20 protein-coding genes and 1 tRNA gene are annotated in these 24028 nt (G+C 64.7%); 12 read left to right on the top strand and 9 right to left on the bottom strand.

Going from position 1 to position 24028, the window contains the following annotated elements; translation table 11 throughout:
- Nucleotides 1-60 precede the first annotated feature (60 nt).
- From AXYL_RS11210 to AXYL_RS11185, 6 genes are all read left to right on the top strand, one after another.
- Nucleotides 61-798 carry a FadR/GntR family transcriptional regulator gene (locus tag AXYL_RS11210; protein ID WP_013392905.1) on the top strand — a complete coding sequence of 246 codons (738 nt, stop codon included), beginning with the start codon at nucleotides 61-63 and terminating at the stop codon, nucleotides 796-798.
- 140 nt (nucleotides 799-938) lie between these two features.
- A complete protein-coding gene (locus AXYL_RS11205) occupies nucleotides 939-2513 on the top strand; it encodes an ABC transporter substrate-binding protein (RefSeq protein ID WP_013392904.1) in 1575 nt (524 codons plus the stop codon).
- A 102-nt stretch (nucleotides 2514-2615) separates the two neighbouring features.
- Nucleotides 2616-3623, top strand: coding sequence for an ABC transporter permease (locus tag AXYL_RS11200; protein WP_013392903.1), 1008 nt, complete (start codon nucleotides 2616-2618; stop codon nucleotides 3621-3623).
- A complete protein-coding gene (locus tag AXYL_RS11195) occupies nucleotides 3620-4459 on the top strand; it encodes an ABC transporter permease (RefSeq protein ID WP_013392902.1) in 840 nt (279 codons plus the stop codon). Before AXYL_RS11200 ends, AXYL_RS11195 begins: the two co-directional genes overlap by 4 nt.
- Nucleotides 4460-4468: 9 nt before the next feature.
- Nucleotides 4469-6100: an ABC transporter ATP-binding protein gene (locus AXYL_RS11190; protein WP_013392901.1), complete on the top strand. Its 1632-nt coding sequence runs from the start codon at nucleotides 4469-4471 to the stop codon at nucleotides 6098-6100.
- Between the two features lie 39 nt (nucleotides 6101-6139).
- Complete coding sequence (locus AXYL_RS11185; protein ID WP_013392900.1) at nucleotides 6140-6430, top strand: cupin domain-containing protein; 291 nt, start codon at nucleotides 6140-6142, stop codon at nucleotides 6428-6430.
- A 146-nt stretch (nucleotides 6431-6576) separates the two neighbouring features.
- On the opposite strand, the gene AXYL_RS11180 is transcribed toward AXYL_RS11185, so the two are convergent.
- Nucleotides 6577-7602 (bottom strand): LacI family DNA-binding transcriptional regulator, encoded by a 1026-nt coding sequence (locus AXYL_RS11180; RefSeq protein ID WP_013392899.1) that lies wholly within the window; start codon nucleotides 7600-7602, stop codon nucleotides 6577-6579.
- Nucleotides 7603-7734: 132 nt separating this feature from the next.
- On the opposite strand from AXYL_RS11180, the gene AXYL_RS11175 reads away from it, so the two are divergent.
- Genes AXYL_RS11175 through AXYL_RS11160 form a run of 4 tightly spaced genes read left to right on the top strand, consistent with a single transcriptional unit; the run spans nucleotide 7735 to nucleotide 12478 of the window.
- Complete coding sequence (locus AXYL_RS11175; RefSeq protein ID WP_013392898.1) at nucleotides 7735-8277, top strand: TRAP transporter small permease; 543 nt, start codon at nucleotides 7735-7737, stop codon at nucleotides 8275-8277.
- 42 nt (nucleotides 8278-8319) lie between these two features.
- Complete coding sequence (locus tag AXYL_RS11170) at nucleotides 8320-9600, top strand: TRAP transporter large permease (RefSeq protein WP_013392897.1); 1281 nt, start codon at nucleotides 8320-8322, stop codon at nucleotides 9598-9600.
- A gap of 22 nt (nucleotides 9601-9622) precedes the next feature.
- Nucleotides 9623-10639 carry a TRAP transporter substrate-binding protein gene (locus tag AXYL_RS11165; RefSeq protein ID WP_013392896.1) on the top strand — a complete coding sequence of 339 codons (1017 nt, stop codon included), beginning with the start codon at nucleotides 9623-9625 and terminating at the stop codon, nucleotides 10637-10639.
- Nucleotides 10640-10696: 57 nt separating this feature from the next.
- On the top strand, nucleotides 10697-12478 hold the full coding sequence (locus AXYL_RS11160) for an IlvD/Edd family dehydratase (protein WP_013392895.1): 1782 nt from the start codon (nucleotides 10697-10699) through the stop codon (nucleotides 12476-12478).
- Between the two features lie 9 nt (nucleotides 12479-12487).
- Here the strand turns inward: AXYL_RS11160 and AXYL_RS11155 are convergent, their stop codons facing one another.
- Complete coding sequence (locus AXYL_RS11155; protein WP_013392894.1) at nucleotides 12488-12883, bottom strand: YbaN family protein; 396 nt, start codon at nucleotides 12881-12883, stop codon at nucleotides 12488-12490.
- Between the two features lie 208 nt (nucleotides 12884-13091).
- Here AXYL_RS11155 and AXYL_RS11150 point away from each other — a divergent pair, with 208 nt between their 5' ends.
- Together AXYL_RS11150 and AXYL_RS11145 are read left to right on the top strand one after the other, a co-directional pair.
- Nucleotides 13092-14588 (top strand): methyl-accepting chemotaxis protein, encoded by a 1497-nt coding sequence (locus AXYL_RS11150; protein ID WP_013392893.1) that lies wholly within the window; start codon nucleotides 13092-13094, stop codon nucleotides 14586-14588.
- Nucleotides 14589-14697: 109 nt separating this feature from the next.
- Nucleotides 14698-15336, top strand: coding sequence for a LysE family translocator (locus AXYL_RS11145; protein WP_041653246.1), 639 nt, complete (start codon nucleotides 14698-14700; stop codon nucleotides 15334-15336).
- Nucleotides 15337-15471: 135 nt separating this feature from the next.
- Here the strand turns inward: AXYL_RS11145 and AXYL_RS11140 are convergent, their stop codons facing one another.
- From AXYL_RS11140 to asd, 7 genes are all read right to left on the bottom strand, one after another.
- Entirely contained in the window at nucleotides 15472-17067 is a 1596-nt protein-coding gene (locus AXYL_RS11140; protein ID WP_013392891.1) for a sensor domain-containing diguanylate cyclase, read from the bottom strand.
- A gap of 421 nt (nucleotides 17068-17488) precedes the next feature.
- Nucleotides 17489-17565: transfer RNA gene (locus AXYL_RS11135), tRNA-Val, on the bottom strand.
- Nucleotides 17566-17767: 202 nt separating this feature from the next.
- A complete protein-coding gene (locus AXYL_RS11130) occupies nucleotides 17768-18430 on the bottom strand; it encodes a phosphoribosylanthranilate isomerase (RefSeq protein ID WP_013392890.1) in 663 nt (220 codons plus the stop codon).
- 68 nt (nucleotides 18431-18498) lie between these two features.
- A complete protein-coding gene (locus AXYL_RS11125; RefSeq protein ID WP_013392889.1) occupies nucleotides 18499-19710 on the bottom strand; it encodes a TRAP transporter substrate-binding protein in 1212 nt (403 codons plus the stop codon).
- A 52-nt stretch (nucleotides 19711-19762) separates the two neighbouring features.
- A complete protein-coding gene (truA, locus tag AXYL_RS11120; protein ID WP_013392888.1) occupies nucleotides 19763-20572 on the bottom strand; it encodes a tRNA pseudouridine(38-40) synthase TruA in 810 nt (269 codons plus the stop codon).
- Between the two features lie 3 nt (nucleotides 20573-20575).
- A complete protein-coding gene (locus tag AXYL_RS11115) occupies nucleotides 20576-22330 on the bottom strand; it encodes a FimV family protein (RefSeq protein ID WP_237709995.1) in 1755 nt (584 codons plus the stop codon).
- 342 nt (nucleotides 22331-22672) lie between these two features.
- Nucleotides 22673-23803 carry an aspartate-semialdehyde dehydrogenase gene (asd, locus tag AXYL_RS11110; RefSeq protein ID WP_013392886.1) on the bottom strand — a complete coding sequence of 377 codons (1131 nt, stop codon included), beginning with the start codon at nucleotides 23801-23803 and terminating at the stop codon, nucleotides 22673-22675.
- Between the last annotated feature and the right edge of the window lie 225 nt (nucleotides 23804-24028).

Raw genomic sequence — 24028 nt, 5'->3', positions numbered from 1 at the left:
ATGAGATGCCTATATTTGGTGGCCTGACCACTTGAGCCGAAGTCCCCGCCTCACGCGCCGATGAACACCTTCCAAGCCGCTGCCGTCACCCGCCTGTACCGCGTCATCGCCGACCAGATCGCCGGCCGGATCCGGGCCGGCGAATTCCCTCGCGGCGGGCGCCTGCCTTCTGAGCGGGAACTGGCCGAACAGCTGCAAGTCAGCCGCGCGTCGATCCGCGAAGCCCTGATCGCACTGGAAATCGAAGGCTATGTCGAGGTGCGCGTAGGTACGGGAGTCTTCGTCACCGCCGCCCGGGAAGCGGCCACGCCCGCCGCCGGCTACTCCGCGCCTGGACAGGACGGCATCGGCCCCTTCGACCTGCTGGAAGCGCGCATGCTGATCGAACCCGAATGCGCCGGCATGGCCGCGCAGCATGGGTCGCCCGCCCAGATCGCCGCCATCCGCGATGCTCACGAGGGCATGTCGCTAGGCAATTCGCCCGGCCGCCACGACCGCGAATTCCACAACGCCATCGCCGCCGCTTGCGGCAACGCCGCGGTCGCGGCCTCGGTGGCTCATTTGTGGGAATTGACGCAGACCAGCCCGGTGTACAGCCGCATGGAGGATTACTTCGTCGACACCAAGGTCTGGGCGATCGCCCATGCCGAGCACCAGCGCATCCTGATTGCCATTCAGGCGCGCGACCCGATCCGCGCGCGGCACGCCATGCATGCGCATCTGCTGGGCATCCTGGCACGCCTGCGAGAGGACTTTGGCGACGACAACGGCGCGCCGCAATGGTGCGCGGCACGCTGAAGAGCACCCATACGAAGCATTGTTGTAGCGGCTCCACCCGTAGTACCCCTGAAAACACAGGTGGCATGAGGTTTGCTTGCCAGAGCACGGCATCCGCGACGCGGACACCTGTCAGATCCTTTCCAGCCCGGAGGCTCGCAGTGAAATCGAAAAAATGGTTCTCCCTAAGCATCGGCGCACTGGTCCTCGCGGCCGCGCTGCCCGCCACGCAGGCCCTGGCCCAGACCAAGGGCGGCACGCTGAACATGATCGTCCAGCCCGAACCGCCGGTGATCGTCACGGCTATCAACCAGCAGGGCCCCACGCAATTCGTCGCTGGCAAGATCTACGAGAGCCTGCTGACCTACTCCACCGAATTGAAGCCGCAGCCCGGCCTGGCGAAATCGTGGCACGCCTCGGCCGACGGCCTCACCTACACCTTCCACCTGCAGGACAACGTCAAGTGGCACGACGGCAAGCCCTTCACGTCCGAGGACGTGGTGTTCTCGCTGGCGGACATGCTGCCCAAGACCCATGCGCGCGCCCGCGTGATCCTCAACAAGTTCGTGGAATCGGTGCAGGCGCCGGACGCCAAGACGGTGGTCATCAAGCTGAAGACCCCCTTCCCCGCCTTCATGCTGATGTTCGAGCCGGGTTTTGCGCCCATGATGCCCAAGCACATTTACGCGGGCACCGACTACATGACCAATCCGGCCAACCAGAAGCCAGTCGGCACCGGCCCGTTCATGTTCAAGGAATGGAAGCGCGGCGAATACATCAAGCTGACCCGCAACCCCGACTACTGGAAGCCGGGCAAGCCCTATCTGGATGAGCTGGTGTTCAACGTCATCCCCGATTCGGCCTCGCGCGCGGTAGCCTTCGAGCGCGGCAGCGTGGACGTGCTGCGCGGCGGCGACGTGGACAACGTCGACATCAAGCGCCTGCGCGCCCTGCCCAAGGTCGAATACACCACGGCCGGCTGGGAGATGTTCTCGCCGCAGGCCTACCTGATCTTCAACATGCGCAAGCCGCCCTTCGACAACCTGAAGGTGCGTCAGGCGGTGATGGCGGCCATCAACCGCAACATGGTGGTCAACAACATCTTCTTCGGCCTGGGCAAGGTCTCCACCAGCCCCTTCGTCACCACCGAGATGTTCTACGACAAGAACATGCCGCCGCTGGCGTTCGACATGAAGAAGGCGCGCGCGCTGATCAAGGAATCCGGCATCAAGCCCGAGGACTACACGATCCGCCAGTTGAGCTTCCCCTACGGTTCCACCTGGGACCGCCTGGGCGAATACACCAAGCAGGCGCTGGAGCAGCTGGGCTTCAAGGTCAACCTGGAAGCCACCGACGCGGGCGGCTGGGCCAGCCGCACGGGCAACTGGGACTTCGACATGACCACCACCTTCACCTACCAGTACGGCGACCCCGCGCTGGGCGTGCAGCGGCTCTATGTCTCGTCGAACATCGTCAAGGGATCGCCGTTCGCCAATGTGCAGGGCTACAGCAATCCCGAGACCGACAAGCAGTGGGAAACCGCCGCATCCGAGGTGGATCCCGCCAAGCGCCAGGAGATCTACACCAAGCTGCAGACCACGCTGGTCAATGAGATTGCCAACGGCTTCCTGGTGGACATGGAGTTCCCCACGCTCTACCGCGGCAATGTGAAGAACCTGGTCAAGACCGCCATCGGCCTGAACGAGAGCTTCGACGACGTGTACATCGAGAAATAAGCGCCGCAGGACGCCGTCGCGACACGCCTGCCGCGGCGGCGGATGCCGGCCGGACCAGGGCTGCCCATCGCAGCCCGCGTCCGACCAGAGAGGACCCCGAGCATGAAATTCCTGTCTTTCCTCGTTTCCCGCATCGGCAAGGCCCTGGTGGTCGTGCTGGGCGTGGTGATCATCAATTTCTTCCTGATCCGCCTGGCCCCTGGCGACCCCGCCGCCGTGCTGGCAGGCCAGGCCGGCGCGGGCGATGCCGCCTACGTCGAACAACTGCGCGTGGCCTTCGGCCTGGACAAGCCCATCCTGACCCAGCTGATGCTGTACCTGAAGGGCGTGGTGCAGCTGGACCTGGGGTTCTCATACCGCAACCACGTTCCGGTGCTGGACCTGATCCTGGAACGCCTGCCCGCCACCTTTCTGCTGATGTCCTGCGCATTCGTGTTCTCCATCGTGCTGGGCGTCTTCCTGGGCGTGGTGGCGGCCAAGGCCCGCTACCGCAACAAGCGCCGCTGGATCGATAGTTCCGTCATGACGGGCGCCCTGGTGCTGTATGCCACGCCGCTGTTCTGGCTGTCGCTGATGGGCATCCTGCTGTTCTCGGTGGTGCTGGGGTGGCTGCCGGCCTTCGGCATGGAGACCGTGGGAGCGAACCTGAGCGGTTGGGCGCGCGCGGGCGACATCGCCCAGCACCTGATCCTGCCCACTGTGACGCTGGGCTGCTTCTTCATGGCGGTCTACGTGCGGCTGACGCGCGCCTCCATGCTGGAAGTGATAGGCATGGATTTCGTCAAGACAGCGCGCGCCAAGGGCGTAAGCCCCGGCCGCGTGATCCGCGCCCACGTGCTGCGCAATGCGCTGCTGCCGGTCATCACCTTCGCCGGCATCCAGCTGGGGCAGATGGCGGGCGGCGCGGTGCTGACCGAAACCGTGTTCGCCTGGCCCGGCATAGGCCGGCTGATGTTCGACGCGCTGCTGCAGCGCGACTACCAGCTGCTGCTGGGCATCTTCCTGGTCACCTCCATCATGGTGGTGGTGTTCAACCTGCTGACCGACGTGCTGTACCGACTCATCGATCCGCGCATCGGCGCGGGCGCGCAGCAAGGAGCCGCCGCATGAAGTCCTTTGCCCGGCGCTACATGCGCAATTACGGAGCGGTGGCCGGACTGGCCATCATGCTGATCGTGGTCCTGGTGGCCCTGGCCGCGCCGCTGCTGTACGAAGAATCGCCCTGGATGATGGTGGCCGACCCCCTGATTCCGCCGTTCACCAACGCCGACTATCCCTTCGGCACGGACATGCTGGGCCGCGACATCACGGCCGGACTGGTCTGGGGCGCCCGGGTTTCGCTGATGGTCGGCCTCCTGTCCACCGCCGTGGCGCTGGTCTTCGGCATCGTGGTCGGCTCGGTGGCGGGCTATTGCGGCGGCCGGGTGGACGATGCGCTGATGCGCTTCACCGAGTTCTTCCAGACCATTCCGCAATTGGCCATGGCCGTGGTGCTGGTGGCGATCCTGAGCCCCTCGGTCTATTCCATCATGGGCGCCATTGCCGTGGTGTCTTGGCCGCCGGCCGCGCGCCTGGTGCGTTCGGAGTTCATGACGCTCAAGCAGCGCGAGTTCGTGCAGGCCGCCATCGTCATCGGACAGACGCCAGCCCGCATCGTCGGCACCCAAATCCTGCCCAATGCCATGTCCCCCATCATCGTGTCGGCGTCCTTCATGGTCGCCACCGCCATCCTGACGGAATCCTCGCTGTCGTTCCTTGGATTGGGCGACCGCAACCTGATGAGCTGGGGCTTCATGATCGGCGCCGCGCGCACCATGATCCGCGAGGCCTGGTGGATGAGCGTCTGGCCCGGCGTGGCGATCCTGCTGACCGTGCTGGCCATCAACCTGATCGGCGAAGGCTTGAACGACGCCCTCAACCCGCAGCTGCGCAAGCGCGGCGAATAGGAGGACGCCATGAACGCATCCACGCCCCTGCTGTCCATCCAGAACCTGAGCATCGCCCTGCCCAAGGGCGGCGACCGCCCCTATGCCGTGCAGGACGTGTCCTACGACATCCGCGCCGGCGAAATCCTGTGCATCGTCGGCGAATCGGGTTCGGGCAAGTCCATGAGCGCCAACGCCATCATGGGGCTCCTGCCCGATTACCTGACGCCGCAGCAGGGCCGCATCCTGTTCCGCGGCCAGGACCTGCTGCGGCAGGACGAAGCCACCCTGCAAGCCATGCGCGGCAAGGACATGGCGATGATCTTCCAGGAGCCCCTGTCGGCGCTGAATCCGCTGATGACGGTGGGCGAACAGATCAGCGAAGTCATGCGCGTGCACAACGCCTATCCCGGCGCCCAGCGCCTGGCCCGCACGCTGGAACTGCTGGCTTTCGTGGGCCTGCCCGACCCCGCCACGCTCTACCACGTCTATCCTTTCCGCCTGTCCGGCGGCCAGCGACAGCGCGTGATGATCGCCATGGCGCTGGCGCTGGAACCCGCGCTCCTGATCGCCGATGAGCCCACCACCGCGCTGGACGTCACCACCCAGGCGCAGATCCTGGCGCTGATCGCCCGCATCCAGAAAGAGAAAGGCATGGGCGTCATGTTCGTCACGCATGACTTCGGCGTGGTGGCCGAGATCGCGCACCGGGTCGCCGTCATGGAAAAAGGCATCCTGGTGGAACAGGGGCCGGCCGAAGATGTGCTGAACCGCCCCCGCCATCCCTACACGCAGCGCCTGATCGCGGCGGTGCCCCACCGCCGCGGCGAGGAGCGCACCGCCGCCGCGGACGACCCGCCCGTGCTGGACGTGCGGGACTTGAAGAAGACCTACGTGGTGGGGCGCGGCTGGCTGGGCGGCAAGCGCGAGGTTCATGCCGTGAACGGCGTCAGCTTCAGCGTGCGGCGCGGCGAAACCCTGGGCATCGTGGGCGAGTCGGGCTCCGGCAAGTCCACCATCGGCAAGTGCCTGCTCAAGCTGGTGGGCATCAATGGCGGCCAGCTGATCTTCAACGGCCAGGACATCGCCGCCATGCCGGAATCGCGCTTCCGGCCGCTGCGCCACGACATCCAGATGATCTTCCAGGATCCGTTCGCCTCGCTGAACCCACGCCATACCGTGGGCCGCATCATCAGCGACGGCCCTGTCGCCAACGGCGTGCCGCGGGCCCAGGCCGAGGCTCGGGTGCGGGAACTGCTGTCGCTGGTCGGGCTGGACCCGTCCGCCTTCGACCGCTACCCCAACCAGTTTTCAGGCGGCCAACGCCAACGCATCGGCATCGCGCGCGCACTGGCGCTGGAGCCCAAGGTGCTGGTGGCCGACGAATCGGTGTCGGCGCTGGACGTGTCCGTCCAGGCTCAGGTGCTGCAGCTATTGCATGACTTGCAGCAACGTCTGAAGATTGCGCTGGTCTTCATCACCCACGACTTGCGCGTAGCGGCCCAGATCTGCAATTCCGTTCTGGTCATGCATCGCGGCAAGGTGGTCGAATACGGCTCGCCCGCGCAGATCTTCGACAACCCGCAGCACGCCTACACGCGGCAGCTGATCGCCGCGGTCCCCGGCCAGCATTGGGACCCGACCAAGGCGCAAGCGGCCTGACGCGCACAAGAATATTCATACCCCCAAGGAGAACACCCCATGCAACGCCCCGCCGCCATACCGACCGTGCAGATCGACAATGACATGGTCACCGTCACCGAATGGCGCTTCCCGCCCGGCGCCGAAACGGGATGGCACCGCCACGGCATGAATTACGTGGTGGTGCCGCAGACCACCGGCCCGCTGCTGCTCGATACGCCCGACGGCGAAATCACCAGCCAGCTCACCACCGGCGTGGCCTATTACCGGCCCGTGGGCGTGGAGCACAACGTCATCAATCCCAGCGACACCGAATTCGTGTTCGTCGAAATCGAACTCAAGCACACATAGCGCCAGCGACGGCAGCCACCAAGGCGATTTCATCGGAAGAGCATCTGCTGCATGCGCCACGGCAATTCATGCTGGCCTTGGCGGGCATGGCGCTGATCATCGCCTCAGGCGTGTTCCTGGCGCAGCGCCGGGCCTGAACCTGGTCCTCAGCTGGTTTCGCGCTGGACCAGCTTGAAGCCCAGGTCCACATGGCGTTCTGCGACGGGCTCGCCCGCCAGGTGCCGCATCAGCAGGCCCGCGGCCGATACGCCGATCTGGTAGCGCGGCGTGGCGATCGTCGACAGCGGCGGCGTGGTCCAGGCCGTGCCGGCCACGTCGTGGAAGCCGATGATGGCCATGCGCTCGGGTACCGGCACGCCCAGGCGTCCACACTGGAACACCGCGCCCTGGGCCAAATCGTCATTGCAGAAGAAAAGCGCGTCGCAATCGGGATGGCGCGCGCGCAACTGCTCCAGCAGGGACGCCCCCAGGCCGATGGATGATTTCTCCGGCGTCATGATTTCGAGGGCCGGATCGTACAGGCCCGCATCCCGCAAGGCCTGGCGGCAGCCCTCGCAGCGGCGCAGCGAACGCGGATCCAGCTGCGCGCCCACGATGCCGATGCGGCGGTAGCCCCGCTCCACCAGATGGCGGCCAGCGGCATAGCCGGAATCGAATTGCGAAAACCCCACGCTCATGTGTTCGCCGCCGTCCAGCGTCTCGATCGTGTGCACGGTCGGAATGCGCTGCGTGTCCAGCAAATCCCATACGCCCGGATTGTGATCGACGCCCGTCAGGATCAGGCCGTCGGGGGCGTGCTGCAGGTACTTTCGCAGCAGGGCTTCTTCCTCGTCCGGCGAATAGCCGGTCACGCCGATCAGCATGTGATAGCCGTGACGGTCCAGCTCTTCCTTGATCCCCGCGATGATGTCCACGAACACCACGTTGCTCAGCGACGGAATCAGCGCCACGATGGTCTGCGAGCGCGCCGACGCCAAGGCGCTGGCAGCATGGTTGGGCACATAACCCAGTTCCTGGCACACCCGCGCGATGCGCTGGCGCAATTCCTCCGCCACCTTGTCCGGCGTGCGCAGTGCGCGCGATACCGTGATCGCGCTGACGCCCACGCGGCGCGCGACCTCCTGCATGGTGACGCGGCCGGCGCGCGAACTGCGGGGTTTACGGATGGACATCGGTCCTCGGCATGGGTTGGTGAGCGCGTAGTCTGACGCAAAAAACTGGGGCTTGCCAAACGCAAAATGTTAGCGCTAACATTCCTCACAGCATAACCCTAAAAAATTCCGGGAAACGGATAGGAGACAAGCATGCAAGCTTCCCCACCGGGGCGGCCCGGCGGTACGCCGCTGGCCCGCGCCGCCGATTGGTGCTTTGCGCTGCAGACCTGGCTGATGGTGGCCTGTCTGGCCGTCATGGTGGTGCTGCTGTTCGGCAACGTCGCGCTGCGCTACCTGTTCAACTCCGGCATCAATGTGTCCGACGAGATCTCCCGGCTGGCGTTCGTCTGGATGATCTTCCTGGGCTCGGTGATTGCGCTGCGCTCGCACCAGCACATCGGCGTCTCCATGCTGGTCGAACGTTTCGGCCCGGCCGCCCGCCGCGTCTCGCACGTGTTCTGCCAGTTGCTGATTCTGTGGGTGCTGTGGCTGATGGCAGAAGGCAGCTGGACGCAGACCATCATCGGCCTGGACACCGTGCTGCCCGTCACCGGCATGTCGCTGGCGGTGTTCAATGCCGCGGCGCTGTATGCGGCCGCCGCCATGGGCATCCTGACACTGATCGATCTGGTGCGCGTCCTTGCGGGCGGGCCCTTGCCGGCGGAATCCAGCCCCGAAGACCCGCTGGTCTGACGGCTCCGCCCCCAACTTCCTTCCCCCGCCCGGACGCCCGCAATGATCCTGACCGTCTTCCTGCTCGTGCTGCTGGGGCTGATCGCCCTGGGCATGCCTATCGCTTTCGCGCTGCTGCTCAGCGCGATCGCCATGATGTTTCAGCTGGACTTTTTCGATACCCAGATCCTGGCGCAGAACATGCTGTCGGGCGCCAACAGCTTCACGCTCATGGCGGTGCCGCTGTTCATGCTGGCCGGCGAACTGATGAACGCCGGCGGCATCTCGCGCCGCATCGTGAATCTGGCCAGCACCTTCGTGGGCCATATCCAGGGCGGCCTGGGTTATGTGGCCATCTTCGCCAGCGTGCTGCTGGCGGCGCTATCCGGCTCCGCCGTGGCCGACGCGGCGGCGCTGGGCTCGCTGCTCATCCCCATGCTGCGCGAAAAAGGCTACGACGCGGGCCAGGCCTCCGGGCTGATCGCGGCCGGCGGCATCATCGCGCCCATCATCCCGCCCTCGATCTCATTCATCATTTTTGGCGTCGCCACCAATGTGTCGATCACCAAGCTGTTCTTCGCCGGCATCGCGCCGGGCCTGATGATGGGCCTGACGCTGGTCGCGGTGTGGACCTGGGTGGCGCGCAAGCACGGCAGCATCAAGCCCTCGCCGCGCGTGCCCTGGAGCAAGCGCTGGAAGGCGCTGCGCGAATCGCTGTGGGCCCTGATGCTGCCGGTCATCATCATCGGCGGCTTGCGCGGCGGCATCTTCACGCCCACCGAGGCGGCCGTCGTCGCCGCGGTCTACGCGCTGCTGGTCAGCCTGTTCGTCTACCGCGAAATCAGCGTGCGTGACCTGGGGCCGCTCTTCATCAACGCCGCCAGCACCACCGCCATCGTCATGTTCCTGGTGGCCGCCGCCATGGTCTCGTCCTACATGATCACCCTGGCCGACATGCCGCAGGACCTGATCGCGCTGCTTGAGCCCGTGCTGGACCAGCCCAGGCTGTTGATGTTCGCCCTGCTGATCCTGCTGACGCTGGTGGGCACGGTGATGGACCTGACTCCGACCATCCTGATCCTGGCGCCGGTGCTGATGCCGGTGGTCACCAAGGCCGGCATCGACCCGGTCTACTTCGGCGTGATGTTCGTCATGGTGGGCTGCGTGGGCCTGCTGACGCCGCCGGTGGGCACCGTGCTCAACGTGGTCTGCGGCGTCGCCCGCATCAATATGGAAACCATCATCAGGGGCGTGTGGCGCTATGTCGCCGCCTACACGCTGCTGCTGGTCCTGCTGGTGATCTTCCCCGAGTTGATCACCGTACCTGCACGCTGGATGCATTAGAAAAACCCCAAGGAGGAGCACCATGATGAACCGTTTCAAAACCCGCATTCTTGTCCTGGCGACGGCGCTGTCCTGCGCCATCGCCGGTGTCGCGTCCGCCGCCGACGTCAAACCGCGCCTGATCCGTTTCGGCTACGGCCTGAACGAGGAAAGCGTCCAGGGCCGCGCCGCGCGCCATCTGGCGCAGGAGCTGGAAAAGATCAGCGGCGGCAAACTCAAGATGAAGACCTTCGGCTCGGCCAACCTGGGCTCGGACGAACAGATGCAAAGCGCGCTGGTGGGCGGCGTGCAGGAAATGATGGTGGGCTCCACCGCGCCGCTGGCCGGCATGGTCAAGGAATTCGGCGTGTTCGACCTGCCCTTCCTCTTCAACAGCGAAAAGGAAGCGGACGCCGTGCTGGACGGACCCGTAGGCCAGGACATGCTGAAGAAGCTGGAGGCCAAGGGCATCATCGGCCTGGTCTACTGGGAAAACGGCTTTCGCAACATGACCAACTCCAAGCGCCCCATCGCGCGCGCGGAAGACCTGCAGGGCATCAAGCTGCGCGTCATGCAGAACCAGATCGCGCTAGGCGTCTTCAACACGCTGGGCGCGAATGCCGTGCCCATGCCGTTCTCGGAGTTGTTCACCGCGCTGGAAACGCGCACCGTGGACGGCCAGGAGAACCCCATCACCACCATCCAGAGCAGCAAGTTCTATGAAGTGCAGCCCTACCTGACCATCACCCGGCACGTCTATACGCCCTGGGTGGTGCTGGCGTCCAAGAAATGGTGGGACACCCTGTCGCCCGAAGAACAGAAACTCATCCGCCAGGCGGCCGCGTCCTCGCGCGACTTTGAACGCCAGGACAGCCGGGCCGATTCCCAAAAGGCCATGACCACGCTGGAGAAGGCCGGCATGAAGATCAACACCGTCTCGCCTGAAGAGGTCGCGCGTATGCGTCAGAAGGTGCAACCGGTGGTCGACAAATACACCCAGGAACTCGGCCCCGAGCTGGTCAAACAGCTCAACGACGAAATCCAGAAGGCGCGCAACTAGCCTTCGCGGCCCGGACCCGAGCCGGGCCGCCACGCAACCGCTGTAAACGAGAATCCCATGTCACAGACTCCCCGCAAGCTGCGCAGCCAAAAGTGGTTCGACGATCCGGCTCACGCCGACATGACCGCCATCTACGTCGAGCGCTATCTCAACTACGGCCTGACGCGCCAGGAACTGCAATCGGGGCGGCCGATCATCGGCATCGCCCAGACAGGCAGCGACCTGGCGCCCTGCAACCGGCATCACCTGGCGCTGGCCGAGCGCATCAAGGCCGGCATTCGCGACGCGGGCGGCATCCCCATGGAGTTTCCCGTGCACCCGCTGGCCGAACAGGGCCGGCGGCCCACCGCCGCGCTGGACCGCAACCTGGCCTACCTGGGCCTGGTCGAGATCCTGCATGGCTATCCGCTGGACGGCGTGGTGCTCACCACCGGTTGCGACAAGACCACGCCCGCCTGCCTCATGGCCGCGGCCACCGTCGATATCCCCGCCATCGTCTTGTCCGGCGGGCCGATGCTGGACGGCTGGCACGACGGCCAACGCGTCGGCTCGGGCACGGTCATCTGGCATGCGCGCAACCTGATGGCCGCGGGCAAGCTGGACTACGAAGGCTTCATGACGCTGGCCACGGCATCGTCGCCATCCATCGGCCACTGCAACACCATGGGCACGGCGCTGTCGATGAACTCGCTGGCCGAGGCGCTGGGCATGTCGCTGCCCACCTGCGCCAGCATCCCCGCGCCCTACCGCGAACGCGGCCAGATGGCCTACGCCACCGGCCTGCGCATCTGCGACATGGTGCGCGAGGATTTGCGGCCGTCGCACGTCCTGACCCGGCAGGCCTTCGAAAACGCCATCGTGGTGGCCTCGGCGCTAGGCGCCTCCAGCAACTGTCCGCCCCACCTCATCGCCATGGCGCGCCATGCCGGCATCGACCTGAGCCTGGACGACTGGCAGCGCTTGGGCGAAGACGTGCCGCTGCTGGTCAACTGCGTGCCCGCGGGCGAACACCTGGGCGAAGGCTTCCACCGCGCGGGCGGCGTCCCTGCCGTGCTGCATGAACTGGCGGCAGCCGGCCGCCTGCACATGGACTGCGCCACCGTATCCGGCAAGACCATCGGCGAGATCGCGGCCGCGGCCAAGACCAACAACGCCGACGTCATCCGCAGTTGCGACGCGCCGCTCAAGCACCGCGCGGGATTCATCGTCCTGTCGGGCAATTTCTTCGACAGCGCGATCATCAAGATGTCGGTGGTGGGCGAAGCCTTCCGCCGCGCCTATCTGTCGGAGCCCGGATCGGAGAATGCCTTCGAGGCGCGCGCCATCGTGTTCGAAGGTCCGGAGGACTACCATGCCCGCATCGAAGACCCCACCCTGAACATCGACGAGCATTGCATCCTGGTGATCCGCGGCGCCGGCACCGTGGGCTACCCGGGCAGCGCGGAAGTAGTCAACATGGCGCCGCCCTCGCACCTGCTCAAGCGCGGCATAGACTCGCTGCCCTGCCTGGGCGACGGCCGCCAGAGCGGAACCTCGGCCAGCCCGTCCATCCTGAACATGTCGCCGGAGGCGGCGGTGGGCGGCGGCTTGGCGCTGCTACGCACGGGCGACCGCATCCGCGTCGACCTGAACCAGCGCTCGGTCATCGCCCTGGTGGACCAAACCGAAATGGAACGCCGCAAGCTGGAGCCTCCTTACCAGGCGCCCGAATCGCAGACGCCCTGGCAGGAGCTGTACCGGCAGCTGGTCGGCCAGCTTTCAACCGGCGGCTGCCTGGAACCCGCCACCTTGTACCTGAAGGTCGTGGAAACACGGGGCGATCCCCGGCATTCGCATTGACGGCGACAGCTATCGGGAGGCTTGGCCATCGCCAGCGCCCGGCTCCTGCGGCGCCGGGCGCGTGACGACATAGGCGGCGCTGGCCACGAAAAACACGGCAACGGCCGCGGCCAGCAGCCACGACGGGTGCGCGCCCCACCAGAACAGCACGTAGCCGACGGCCATGCCCAGGCAGGCATAGGTCTTGCCCTTGCGCGACACGGCCCCCTGGTCCCGCCAGGCACGCAGCGCGGGACCGTAGGTCGGACTATCCAGCAGCCATTTTTCCAGCCGCGGCGAAGAGCGCGAAAAACAGGCCACCGCCAGGATCAGGAATATGGTCGTCGGCATGACGGGCAGAAACGCGCCAATCACACCCAACGCCAGCATCAGGCAACCCAGGCAGAGCCACAGTACTCTCATCATGATGGGCAGCAGGATATCCCAGGTTTTCCAGTCGCTTCAAACGCGCCGCGCCAAGCACCCATTTCCAGGTCCACAGCCACCGGACGGACCGCTTGGTAGCGTCGCAGCAACAGGAAAGAATAATTTGGAATATATATTCACAAATTGGAATTATTGAATAAAAATCGAGCGTGCGCGGGGTTCCGCGCTTCCGTCGCAAGGAAATGCCATGCGCAACGCAAGCGATTTGCTGGAAGACTCGTACCGCCGGACCGACCGGGCGATGCTACCTCTGCTCTGGCTGCTGTTTGCGGTCGGGCTGTGCATGGCTCCTCAATACGGACGATGGGGCGCCGCCATCGGCGTCGGCCTGGCCGGCGCAGGCATACCCTCGCTACTGATCCTCTGGCGGCCTGGCCGGCTGAGCACCCGCCTGACCGTGGCCTGTGGCCTGATGGTGCTGGCCGCGCTCCATATCCATCTGATGTCCGGCATGGCCGAAATCCATTTCGGCATCTTCGTTCTGCTCTCACTGCTGCTGGCTTATCGAGACTGGCGCACCATCCTGTGCGCGGCCGTAGTCATCGCGCTGCATCACCTCTCCTTCAATTTCCTGCAGCAATGGGGCTACGGCACGATTTGCTTCACGGAGCCCAGCTTGCCCATGGTGCTGCTGCATGCGGCCTATGTCGTGGTGCAGGCTGCCGCCCTGGGCTGGCTGGCCTGGAAAATGGAACGGGCCGCAGTGGCGGCCGAGGAACTGGCCCGGCTCAGCGCGCATATCGGCCGCGAGCCCGGCGTGTTCGACCTGCGCTTTGCCGGCCTGGACCTGGACAGCAGCCTGGGCCGCAGCTTCAAGGCCACGATGGACGCCGTGCACCGGACCATGAGCGGGGTCCGGACCACGGCCACCGCCCTGTCGGCCGCAACGCGCGACATCATGCAGGACAACCAGCAACTGGAGGAGCGCACCCGGACTCAGGCCGATTCGCTGGAGCGGACAGTCACATCGATGCGCGACCTGGCCGCAAACGTCCACGACAACGCCACCAACGCGCTGCGCGCCCAGGAACTGGCTGACGAAACGCGGCGCATCGTGGATACAGGCAGCACGGCGGTGGCAGGCGTCGCCGCCGTAATGGGAGAAATCCAGCAGGAGTCCAGAAAGATCTCCGAGATCACCGGCTTGATCGACAGCATCGCCTTCCAGACCAACATCCTTGCATTGAACGCCGCGGTGGAAGCGGCCCGGGCCGGCGAAAGCGGACGCGGCTTCGCGGTCGTGGCCACCGAGGTCCGCGCGCTGGCGCAACGCAGCGCCAGCGCCGCGCGCGAAATCCGCGGCCTGATCGACGGTTCGCTGGAAAAAACCGACGACGGCTTCCGCCAGGCCGACCATGCCGCCAACGTGATCCGCGACGTGGTGGCCAGCATCGAACGCGTGGCCGGCCTCGTCAGCCAGATCGGCGATGCGGGGCGGGCGCAGGCCACGGACATCGACGAGGTCAACCAGGCGGTGACCCAGATGGACGAATTGACCCGCCAGAATGCGGCCCGGGTAGCGCAAGCCGCGGGCGCGTCGACGGCCTTGCAAACGCAGGCGGCCGAACTGCTGCAAGCCGTGGGCGTATTCCGCCTGCAGGATGAACGGCAACCGGAAACCCAGTCCGCCTCAAATGTGGTCGCTCCAAGGCGCGCCGCGCCGCTGGCGCTGGCGGGCGGCTGAGACCGGAACTGCGCGAAACGCCTGCCGCCGGCGGGCGCTTCACCGTCCTTTGCAGGGCCAGTTTTTCATGGAAGAATCAAAGCCTTCCATGGCCCCGCCCCCAACAACCATGACTCCCTTTGCATCCATACTCGCTATCCTTGGTGCGCTGTGGCTCGGCGCCATGCTGCCGGGGCCCAGTTTCATCATCGTCGCGCGCAAGGCCATCGGCCAGTCCCGGTGGGACGGCCTGGCCTCGGCCTTCGGCATGGGTGTGGGTGGCATGCTGTTCGCCGGCCTGGCGCTGGCGGGTTTGTATTCGGTGCTGCAAAGCGTGGAATGGCTGTACATCGCGTTGAAAATCGCCGGCGGCGCCTATCTGCTTTACGTGGCTGTCGGTATCTGGCGCAGCGCCAGGCAGCCTTTTGCCATGCCCGGCAGCGGCGCGCCGGCTTCGCGCAATGGACGCCGTTCCTTCTGGATCGGTCTCACGACCCAGTTGAGCAACCCCAAGACGGCCATCTGGTATGGCAGCATCTTCGCCGCCCTGCTGCCCCAGCATCCGCCGGCATGGACCTATTTCACGCTGCCGCCCCTGGTATTTCTGATCGAATTCGGTTGGTATGCAATCGTGGCGCTCTGTTTTTCCACCAAGGGCCCCCGCGAGATCTATTTGCGGGCGAAGAAATGGATAGACCGGGCCGCGGCTGGCGTAATTGCGGCGCTAGGCTTGCGGCTTATTCTCAATGCGCCCAAGAGCGGACTTTGAATACAGCTGGCACGGTATCAACCAGATTGCGCTGTTAAATGGCGCCGCAATAGGTCGCGACGCATTCGCGAAGCCGGCCCGTTCCGTGACCAGAGCATTGCGGCGCTACTGGCCTGCAAAAATAGGGCAACGCGCTCAGGCCGACAGGGCGCTTGCCATCTGCATCTCGCGCCGCACCTGTTTGTCCGCGTACATCAATTGGTCTGCTTCCTTGAGTACGGCTTGTAGAACGCTGACCGATGGATCTGCGCTCACGATGCCAAAGCTGGCGCCTGTATAGTGGAAACTGCATCCCTCGAAGGTATAGGTGCCGCTGAGCAGCGGGGCGAGCCGCATCCGCATCGATTCAACGATGTTTTCCGTGTCGGATCCCGACCTCGCGCCCAATCCGACCACGACGAACTCATCGCCTCCCCAACGACCTAGGGTGTCTCCCACGAGCAGACCTGCCGACAGGCGTCGACCTACCTCGACCAGGAATTTGTCGCCGATGTCGTGGCCATAAGTGTCGTTGATCGTCTTGAATCCATCCAGATCGATAAATGCCACCAGCACGGATTGCTGCGTCCGTTTTGCCAAAGAGAAATACCGCTCCAGTTCGGCCATGACGGCCCGCCGGTTCGGCAAGCCGGTCAGCGCGTCATGGTTGGCGGCATGCCGTTCATCTTGGCGTCGTCTCACCATTTGCCCGACCACTCGGCCAAAAAGAAGAATCAGGGTCAGGCCGAGCACTGCCACCGCCACTGCCGCCCATACGTGCTGTTTACGCATGGGCGCCAAATAATCGAGCGATGCCAGCGTAATCAATTGGTATTGGGTATTCGGCAATGGCTGAAACCGCGCCAGGTACGGCCTGCCGTCAATGAGCCACTGGTCTGCATGGCGCGTACCGGCAATTGCCTTTATCTCCATGGGTTCGCCCAGATCTTCATCGCCGTCGGAAGGCAATACCAAACCAGGGGGCAATAGCGCGGCAACGTTACGCAGCATGAATGGCGCGGACGAAGCCGTGGTTACCCGGCCCTGGCGATTCACGATCAGCGCAATATGCCTGCCAGCCAGGTAAAGCGCTACGTCGGGCGCGTCGAACTTTACGGTCACCGAGCCCTGCGGCACGTCATTCGTATCCTCGATACGGCTCGCGACGAAGTAGGATGGACTCTTGTTTAGTCGCGCAATACCGAAATAACTCCCGGTGCCGTCGCGTAATGCATCGGCAAGATAAGCCCGGCCCGCGTAAATCATGCCGACAATGCTGTCCGGTTCCGCCCAGTTGCTCGCGGTCACCGTATCGTCCGACATATTGTTCATGTAAATGCGCGCGTATTGCAGATCGCCAGCCAGCGCATTCATGAAGTCCCCCACTCTGCGCACCAGCGGATCGCGCGTAAACACGGCGGCTCGCTGCTCTCGGGTCAGCTCGGCCACGCCGGGAGGATCCGTGCGGTATCGAATAGCCAGTTCGATCACTTGGCCCTGGCGCGCAACCATATTGGCCACGCTTACCATCTCAGTGAACAACCGGCCCATGACGCGCGCGGTAATTCTGGACTCGTATTCAGCGCTGGCAGTCAGGCTGTCGAGCCGCGATGTCTCGATCTCCTGAGACATCCAGCGCGCAAGAACCGCCACCGACACAACCCACGCCACAACGAACCCAAGCGTCACGCGGCGCACGATGGAGTGCCCTTGTCGTCCGCGTCCATATTGCCATGGCGATTCCGCGCTCACACCGTCACCTGATCCAAATCAGCTTCCTTTGGCAATTATCAGCCTGGTCTATTATCTTTTTGAGGCGATCGGGCTGGTTAACGGAAGGTGGCTGAACAAATGCCAGCCACGCCGAGTGAACCGCTATCTTTCCATTCTGTGCGGCCTATTTCAACATAGGTATGGTCGCTAGACGCACGGACTTTGCCGATTCCAGCTTTCGAGCCGCCAAACTGGGTACGGCCCGGCATCCTTTCTCATCATCCGATGACGGCTCCCGCCAAGGCATCAGTGTTTTTTCCTGCCTCGGGTACTGTGCACAAGCACTACACGATAAGTTGCTTGCAACAAGCCACGCTTGGAACAGAAAACAAAAAAGCCGCCAAGTCATCGACTTGGCGGCTTTTTCTTTTGCCGTGCTTGACAGCACTTTGCAGGAATTTGGTAGGCGGTATTGGAATCGAACCAACGACCTCCACGATGTCAACGTGGCGCTCTAACCAGCTGAGCTAACCGCCTGCAAAGAAGAAGAATTATATAGTGCTTTTTTAAACTATGCAAATCGTCTCGGAAGATTTTTTGCACTATTTATTGCGTTTCGAAGTTTGCGGCGTTTGCTTTTGCATATGCCTTCAGACTTCTCACGCAACGCATTTTGAAGAGCTCCGTGGCGCAGCTTTTCAGCTTTGCCGCACTGCTTCAAACCGCCTGCACTGCACTACTAATTTCCCTTCAGCTTCGCGTCTGCGGCTTGCGCTGCAGCAACGAAGAACGAGATTCTATCAGAACTTTTGATCCCTTGCTCAAGCTCCACGCCGCTGCTCACATCGACTGCCCAAGGCCGGATCAATTGCACCGCCTCGCCGACGTTTTCCGCATTCAAGCCGCCGGACAGGATCAGAGGCCGGGACACCGGATCAGCCCTTACCTCGTCGAGCAAGGCGTAGTCGAAGCCGTGGCCGCTGCCGCCGTAGCCCGCGCTGTAGCTGTCGAACAGCCAGCCCGCGGCCTCGCCGTAGGCACGGCACGTGGAGGCCAGGTTTTCCGCGGTATCCAGGCCGGGCGCGCCGGCGCGGAATGCGCGTAGAAAACGGTGGCCATAGCGGGCGCAGTCCTGCGGCGTTTCATCGCCATGGAATTGCAGCAGCTCCGGTTTGACCTGGTCCAGCACAGCCTGCACCTCGGCCTCTTCTGGATTCACGAACAAGGCCACCACGTCGACAAAGGCCGGCACCATGCGCCGCAACTGCGCCGCGCGGGTCGGCGTCAGGCAACGCTTGCTCTTGGCGTAGAACACAAAGCCGATCGCATCGACGCCTGCCGAGACGGCGGCGTCGATGTCCTGTTCGCGGGTCAATCCACAGATCTTGATGCGTGTGCGCATGAAACTCTTCGCTTGCCTGGCCGCCCTGCGCGGCCGATCAAGTCAGTATATCCGGCGTGCAGACCGGCCTACCCGGCGGGCTGGCCCAAGGTGGCCACGAGATTGTCGAAGCTGCCCTCGGCCAGGCGGAACCACGGGGTCTCCTTGTCGCGGAACGCCGTCATGCTTTCATAGAGCTTCTTGAACATGGCGTCCTTGGCGCTCATTTCCTGGTAGGCGGCAAGCGAGGCCTCGTAGCTCGCCTGCAGGACCGGCTTGGGAAACGCCTTCAACTGCGCGCCGCGCGACACCAGGCGGCGCAGCGCGTCCGGGTTGCCGGCGTCGTACTTGGCGATCATGTTGCCCGTGGCCATGCGGCATGCCAGCGCCAGGGCGGACTGGTACTGCTTGGGCAATTCATCGTAGGCGTCCTGGTTCACATACAGGGACAATTGCAGCGTGCCTGCCCACCAGCCCGGGAAATAGTAGTTCCGGGCCACCTTGTAGAGCGCCAGGTTTTCATCGTCATAAGGACCGATCCAGGCGACGGCGTCCACGACACCCTGCTCCAGGGCAGCATAGGTTTCGGCCACCGGCACCTCGACGGGCGTGGCGCCCATGCGCGCCAGCACATGGCGCGCGAAGCCGCCAGCCTTCACCTTCAACCCGCGCAGATCGTCCACGGTCTTGATTTCCCCGCGAAACCAGCCCCCCATCTGCGCGCCGGTATAGCCGCAGGGAAAGTTCAGGATGTTGTACTTGTCGAACAGCACGCGCGTAAGCGCCAGTCCTTCGCCCTGCGTCATCCAGGCGTTCATCTGCCGCGTATTCAGGCCGAACGGCACACCGGCGTCAAAGCACAGCGCCGGGTCGATATCGAAGTAACGGGTCGACGCGGTATGGCCGCAATCGACGACACGGTGCTGCACGGCTTCCAGCACTTGGCCGGGTTGCACCAGGTCGCCTGCCGGAAAAATCTCGATGCTGAAGCGCCCGTCCGTCACCTCGCTCACATAGCGCGCCACATCCTCGGCGCCGGCGAACAGGGTCGGCGACTCATTGGGAAAGCTGGAGGCCAGCCGCCATGCAACTTTGGGAGGGGCGGCCACCACCGCCGGCGCTTCGGGCGCGGCGGCCGGGACTTGCGGCGCGGTGACCGGAGCCTCTTGCACTTCCGCTGGCGTTACTGGCGGGTTTGGGCTGGCGTTTTCCTCGGCCAGCGGGACTTCCTGCGCGAACGCCGGAGCGACCAGAGCGGCGCCGCCCAGGGCGGTCTGCTTCAAAAACGCGCGGCGTTGCATGGCAAAGGCCTCCATCGGACTTGGGCAGGCGTCGCCGTTGCCGGCGGCATCCCTAATAGGTTTGAGTAAACGGCGACAGCAACTGCGATCCCCCGTCGAGTTCATCCAGTCCGAACTCTTCCGGATAATCGATGGCGGACAGGTACAGCCCATCGGGCGCGAATGTCGGCGCGCCCAGCTTGCGGTCGCGCCAGGACAGCAATTGCGCCATCCAGTCCACCGGCTCGCGCCCCTGGCCGATCTGCAACAGCGCGCCCATGATGTTGCGCACCATATGATGCAGGAAAGCATTGGCCTTCAGCGTGAACACCAGGAACGGCCCGCGCTCATCGATGTCCAGCCGGTACAGATGGCGCACGGGATGCTTGGCCTGACACTGCGAAGAACGGAAGCTGGAAAAGTCGTGCTCTCCCAGCAAGGCGTTCGCCGCGGTCCGCATCGCATCGACGTCCAGCGGCTGGAAACACCAGCCCGCCCGGCCCGCCCACAACGCGGGCCGAACCCGGCCGCGCCACAGCAAATAGACGTAAGTGCGGGCACGTGCGGAAAACCGTGCGTGGAATTCGTCAGACACCGGCTGCGCCCACTGCACAGAAATGCTGGACGGCAGGAAGGCGTTCACCCCCCGCACCCAGGATTCCATCCGCCGGTCGAGTTCGGTGTCCAGATGGACCACCTGCATCGCGCCGTGCACCCCGGTATCCGTGCGGCCGGCGCAGATCGTCGCCACCGGCCCTTTCACACCGCAAAAACTGCCGAGGGCGGCCTCCAGCGTGTCCTGCACCGTTTGCCGGTGCGGCTGTGTCTGCCAACCCTGCCAGGCGGAGCCGTCATACGCCAGCCCCAATGCAACTCTAGACATGTATCAAACCCGTGGCCCGCCGACACGGTGCGGTTCGTCCGTGGGCGGTTCGTCCAGGTCGAGATTGATGCTGCCGAGCTTGCGGTTCAGCGCCGCCGTATCCAGCGCTGGCTCGTTGAATTCATAGGTTTCCTCGTCATCGTCCCCGCGCCGCGCGCCGGCCCGGCGCAAGAGCCACGCGATGGCGAATGCGATCAGCGCCAGCACCGCAGTGACAATGACGAGCAGATTATCGGCCAGCCACGCGGGCATGTCCGAAGTGAGATCCTTATCTGCCGGCTTGCCGGCGGCCTGCTCCGACGAGGGCGCGCTCGACGCGCCTGCGGCGGAAGGCGTGCCGGCGGCGCCGGAGGCAGGCGCGGCGCCTGCCGCGCCCGGAGTGCCTGCCGCGCCCGGAGTGCCTGCCGCACCCGGAGTGCCTGCTGCACCCGAAGCGCCTGCTGCACCCGAAGCGCCTGCCGGGCCCGAAGCGCCTGCCGGGCCCGAAGCGCCTGCCGGGCCCGAAGTCCCTGCCGCTCCCGAAGCGCCTGCTGCACCCGAAGCGCCTGCCGCGCCCGGAGTGCCTGCCGCGCCCGGAGTGCCTGCCGCACCCGAAGCGCCTGCTGCACCCGAAGCGCCTGCTGCACCCGAAGCGCCTGCCGGGCCCGAAGTCCCTGCCGCACCCGAAGTCCCTGCCGCACCCGAAGTCCCTGCCGCACCCGAAGTCCCTGCCGCACCCGAAGCGCCTGCCGCACCCGAAGCGCCTGCCGCACCTGGCGCTCCAGCCGCGCCCGGGGATCCCGCCGCGCCAGACGCTCCGCCTGCAGCGCCCTGCTGTCCCACCGCCTTGTTCAAATCATCGACGTTGCTTTGCAGCTGGCTCACGCGCCCCTGGACATCGGCCATGGCGCGCTCGGTCGACGTCCGGGCGTCGGCCTGCGCCTCGGCTTGCGCCGGCGCGCTGTCTTGCGCCTGTCCGGAGGACAGGCGCACGCGATCCTGCGGCTGCGAGGCGCTCGCCACCCCGGCATCGGCGGGAGGAGCGACGCTGCCCGAAGCCGCGCCCTGCCCCTGAACCACGGACGGGTTCGCGCCCGCAGCCGCGCCAATGCGCGCGCGATACTTCGCGAACGCCTCGGCATGTTCGTTGAAGATGCGGCGCGCCTCGGCCGGATCCACGGCACGCACGGTCGCCGCATCGGGAATCGTCAGTCTTTGACCGGCCTTCACCAGATTCATATTGCTCTGGATGAACGCCTCGGGATTGGCGCGCCACAAGGCCACCAGCATCTGATAGACCGATGCGTTGGGCACGGCATTGCGTTGGGCGATGGCGAAAAGATTGTCGCCCGACTTCACATTGACCGAACGCGACCCGGCCGCGCGGCTCGGCGTGCCCACCGCTGCCGGCGTCACATCCGCGCTGGTGCCGCGCAGAGGCACCAGGATGCTGACTTGCACCTGGCGCTGCCCCGAACTGGAGCTGATATCCAACAGCAGGTCCACCGCGCCGCTAGTCGGCGGCTGCGAGGCCCGCACACGGAGATTCTTGCGTGTCGCGTCCAGTCCGTCTTCGACCCGGACCACCATGCTTGCCAGCGGAACCGGCGGCTTCAGACCCGCACGTTGCCATGCGGCCTCGTCCGCCACCGACACTTTGAGCGAGGCGATCTCGTCAGGCGTCAGTTCCTGCAATCCCACCACTGCCTGCAACGGCGCGCCCGGCACCGAAACCACCCGCGAATGCCCCACGCGCATGGCCATGGCGGTACTACACACGCTTGAGCCAATCGCCAGCGCAATCGCCCACTGCAGGGCTTTTAAACGGCGGGCATGCTTCACTTGGCGCGAACGCTGGGTCATAAGCTGGAATTCCGTTCTTGTAGTCGACTTGCGGGCTGGAGCCGGCTCACGCCATATAGGTGAGAACAGGCATCAATTCACGGGAAAAGTGTAATGGATCATGCGCATTTCACAAACCTGAAAGGCCCGGCTGCATTTGTTGGCGAGCCCGTCTGGCGCCGCAACGCAGACGCCGCGCGAACGACAAGGGCACCCTGAGGTGCCCTTGCTTGCCTTGCGTACTTGATCAGGTGGCGCCAAACGCCGCCTGCAAGGGCATCAGGCTTCAGCCAGCGCGATACGCAGCATGCGGCGCAGCGGCTCGGCGGCGCCCCACAGCAACTGGTCGCCCACGGTGAAGGCGCCCAAATACTGCGAGCCCATCGACAGCTTGCGCAGACGGCCCACCGGAATATCCAGGGTACCGGTGACGGCAACCGGGGTCAGCGCGGAAACCGTGGCTTCCTTGGTGTTGGGCACGACCTTGGCCCATTGGGTGCCTTCGGCGATCAGCGCCTCGATCTCGTCCAGCGGCACATCGCGCTTGAGCTTGATGGTCAGCGCCTGGCTGTGGCAGCGCATTGCGCCGATGCGCACGCACAGGCCGTCGATCGGCGTGGCGGGCGTGCCGAAAGCGGCGCCGCGCCCCAGGATCTTATTGGTCTCGACTTCGCCCTTCCACTCTTCCTTGGACATGCCGTCGCCCAGATCCTTGTCGATCCAGGGAATCAGGTTGCCGCCCAGCGGCACGCCGAAGTGCTCGTGGGGCAGCGCCGGATCCTTTTGCTTGGCCAGCACGCCGCGGTCGATTTCCAGGATGGCCGACGCCGGATCGTCCAGCAGCGACTTGACCGACTGGTTGATTTCGCCGAACTGGGTCAGCAGTTCGCGCATGTGCTGCGCGCCGCCGCCGGAAGCGGCCTGGTAGGTCATGGAGGTCATCCACTCGACCAGGTCGTTGTTGAACAGGCCGGCCAGGCCCATCAGCATGCAGCTGACGGTGCAATTGCCGCCGATGAAGTTGCGCACACCGCGCTTGAGCGCCGCGTCGATGACCGGACGGTTGACCGGATCCAGCACGATGATGGCGTCTTCAGCCATGCGCAGGGTGCTGGCGGCATCGATCCAGATGCCGTTCCAACCCGCGCCGCGCAGCTTCGGGTAGACCTCGGAGGTGTAGTCGCCGCCTTGCGCCGTCACGATGATCGGCAGTTTTTTCAGAGCGTCAATGTTGTAGGCGTCTTGCAGCGGACCTGCGCCAGTGGCCCAAGTGGGCGCGGCGCCGCCAGCGTTGCTGGTGGAGAAAAACACCGGTTCGATCAGTGCGAAGTCGTTCTCGTCGCGCATGCGTTGCATGAGCACCGAGCCGACCATACCGCGCCAGCCGACAAGGCCTACTGCTTGATTCATTTCAATCGCTCTTTAAAGGTGTGGAGACTAGGGTCCAGGGGGAAAAAGCCGTGCAATTCAACAATTTATCAGAATGCACGGCCTGATGTTGCGGCGCAACCATAAAAAATAGGGGCCGCAATGGATGCAAGGTGCTTTCGAGGCGATGCCACAACAGCAAAACAAGGGGCGGCCTGACGGGACCGCCCCTTGTCTTGTACCGCCCCGGTCGCCGGACGCGGGCGT

Source organism: Achromobacter xylosoxidans A8 (assembly GCF_000165835.1).
Taxonomy (GTDB): domain Bacteria; phylum Pseudomonadota; class Gammaproteobacteria; order Burkholderiales; family Burkholderiaceae_B; genus Achromobacter; species Achromobacter xylosoxidans_B.
This window is presented reverse-complemented; position numbering and strand designations above follow the sequence as displayed.

Bases quoted from the DNA above. Each gene is read 5' to 3' on its own strand.
- AXYL_RS11210 (WP_013392905.1), top strand. From the start codon at position 61: ATGAACACCTTCCAAGCCGCTGCCGTCACCCGCCTGTACCGCGTCATC.
- AXYL_RS11200 (WP_013392903.1), top strand. From the start codon at position 2,616: ATGAAATTCCTGTCTTTCCTCGTTTCCCGCATCGGCAAGGCCCTGGTG.
- AXYL_RS11195 (WP_013392902.1), top strand. From the start codon at position 3,620: ATGAAGTCCTTTGCCCGGCGCTACATGCGCAATTACGGAGCGGTGGCC.
- AXYL_RS11190 (WP_013392901.1), top strand. From the start codon at position 4,469: ATGAACGCATCCACGCCCCTGCTGTCCATCCAGAACCTGAGCATCGCC.
- AXYL_RS11185 (WP_013392900.1), top strand. From the start codon at position 6,140: ATGCAACGCCCCGCCGCCATACCGACCGTGCAGATCGACAATGACATG.
- AXYL_RS11180 (WP_013392899.1), bottom strand. From the start codon at position 7,602: ATGTCCATCCGTAAACCCCGCAGTTCGCGCGCCGGCCGCGTCACCATG.
- AXYL_RS11175 (WP_013392898.1), top strand. From the start codon at position 7,735: ATGCAAGCTTCCCCACCGGGGCGGCCCGGCGGTACGCCGCTGGCCCGC.
- AXYL_RS11170 (WP_013392897.1), top strand. From the start codon at position 8,320: ATGATCCTGACCGTCTTCCTGCTCGTGCTGCTGGGGCTGATCGCCCTG.
- AXYL_RS11165 (WP_013392896.1), top strand. From the start codon at position 9,623: ATGATGAACCGTTTCAAAACCCGCATTCTTGTCCTGGCGACGGCGCTG.
- AXYL_RS11160 (WP_013392895.1), top strand. From the start codon at position 10,697: ATGTCACAGACTCCCCGCAAGCTGCGCAGCCAAAAGTGGTTCGACGAT.
- AXYL_RS11155 (WP_013392894.1), bottom strand. From the start codon at position 12,883: ATGATGAGAGTACTGTGGCTCTGCCTGGGTTGCCTGATGCTGGCGTTG.
- AXYL_RS11150 (WP_013392893.1), top strand. From the start codon at position 13,092: ATGCGCAACGCAAGCGATTTGCTGGAAGACTCGTACCGCCGGACCGAC.
- AXYL_RS11145 (WP_041653246.1), top strand. From the start codon at position 14,698: ATGACTCCCTTTGCATCCATACTCGCTATCCTTGGTGCGCTGTGGCTC.
- AXYL_RS11130 (WP_013392890.1), bottom strand. From the start codon at position 18,430: ATGCGCACACGCATCAAGATCTGTGGATTGACCCGCGAACAGGACATC.
- AXYL_RS11125 (WP_013392889.1), bottom strand. From the start codon at position 19,710: ATGCAACGCCGCGCGTTTTTGAAGCAGACCGCCCTGGGCGGCGCCGCT.
- truA (WP_013392888.1), bottom strand. From the start codon at position 20,572: ATGTCTAGAGTTGCATTGGGGCTGGCGTATGACGGCTCCGCCTGGCAG.
- asd (WP_013392886.1), bottom strand. From the start codon at position 23,803: ATGAATCAAGCAGTAGGCCTTGTCGGCTGGCGCGGTATGGTCGGCTCG.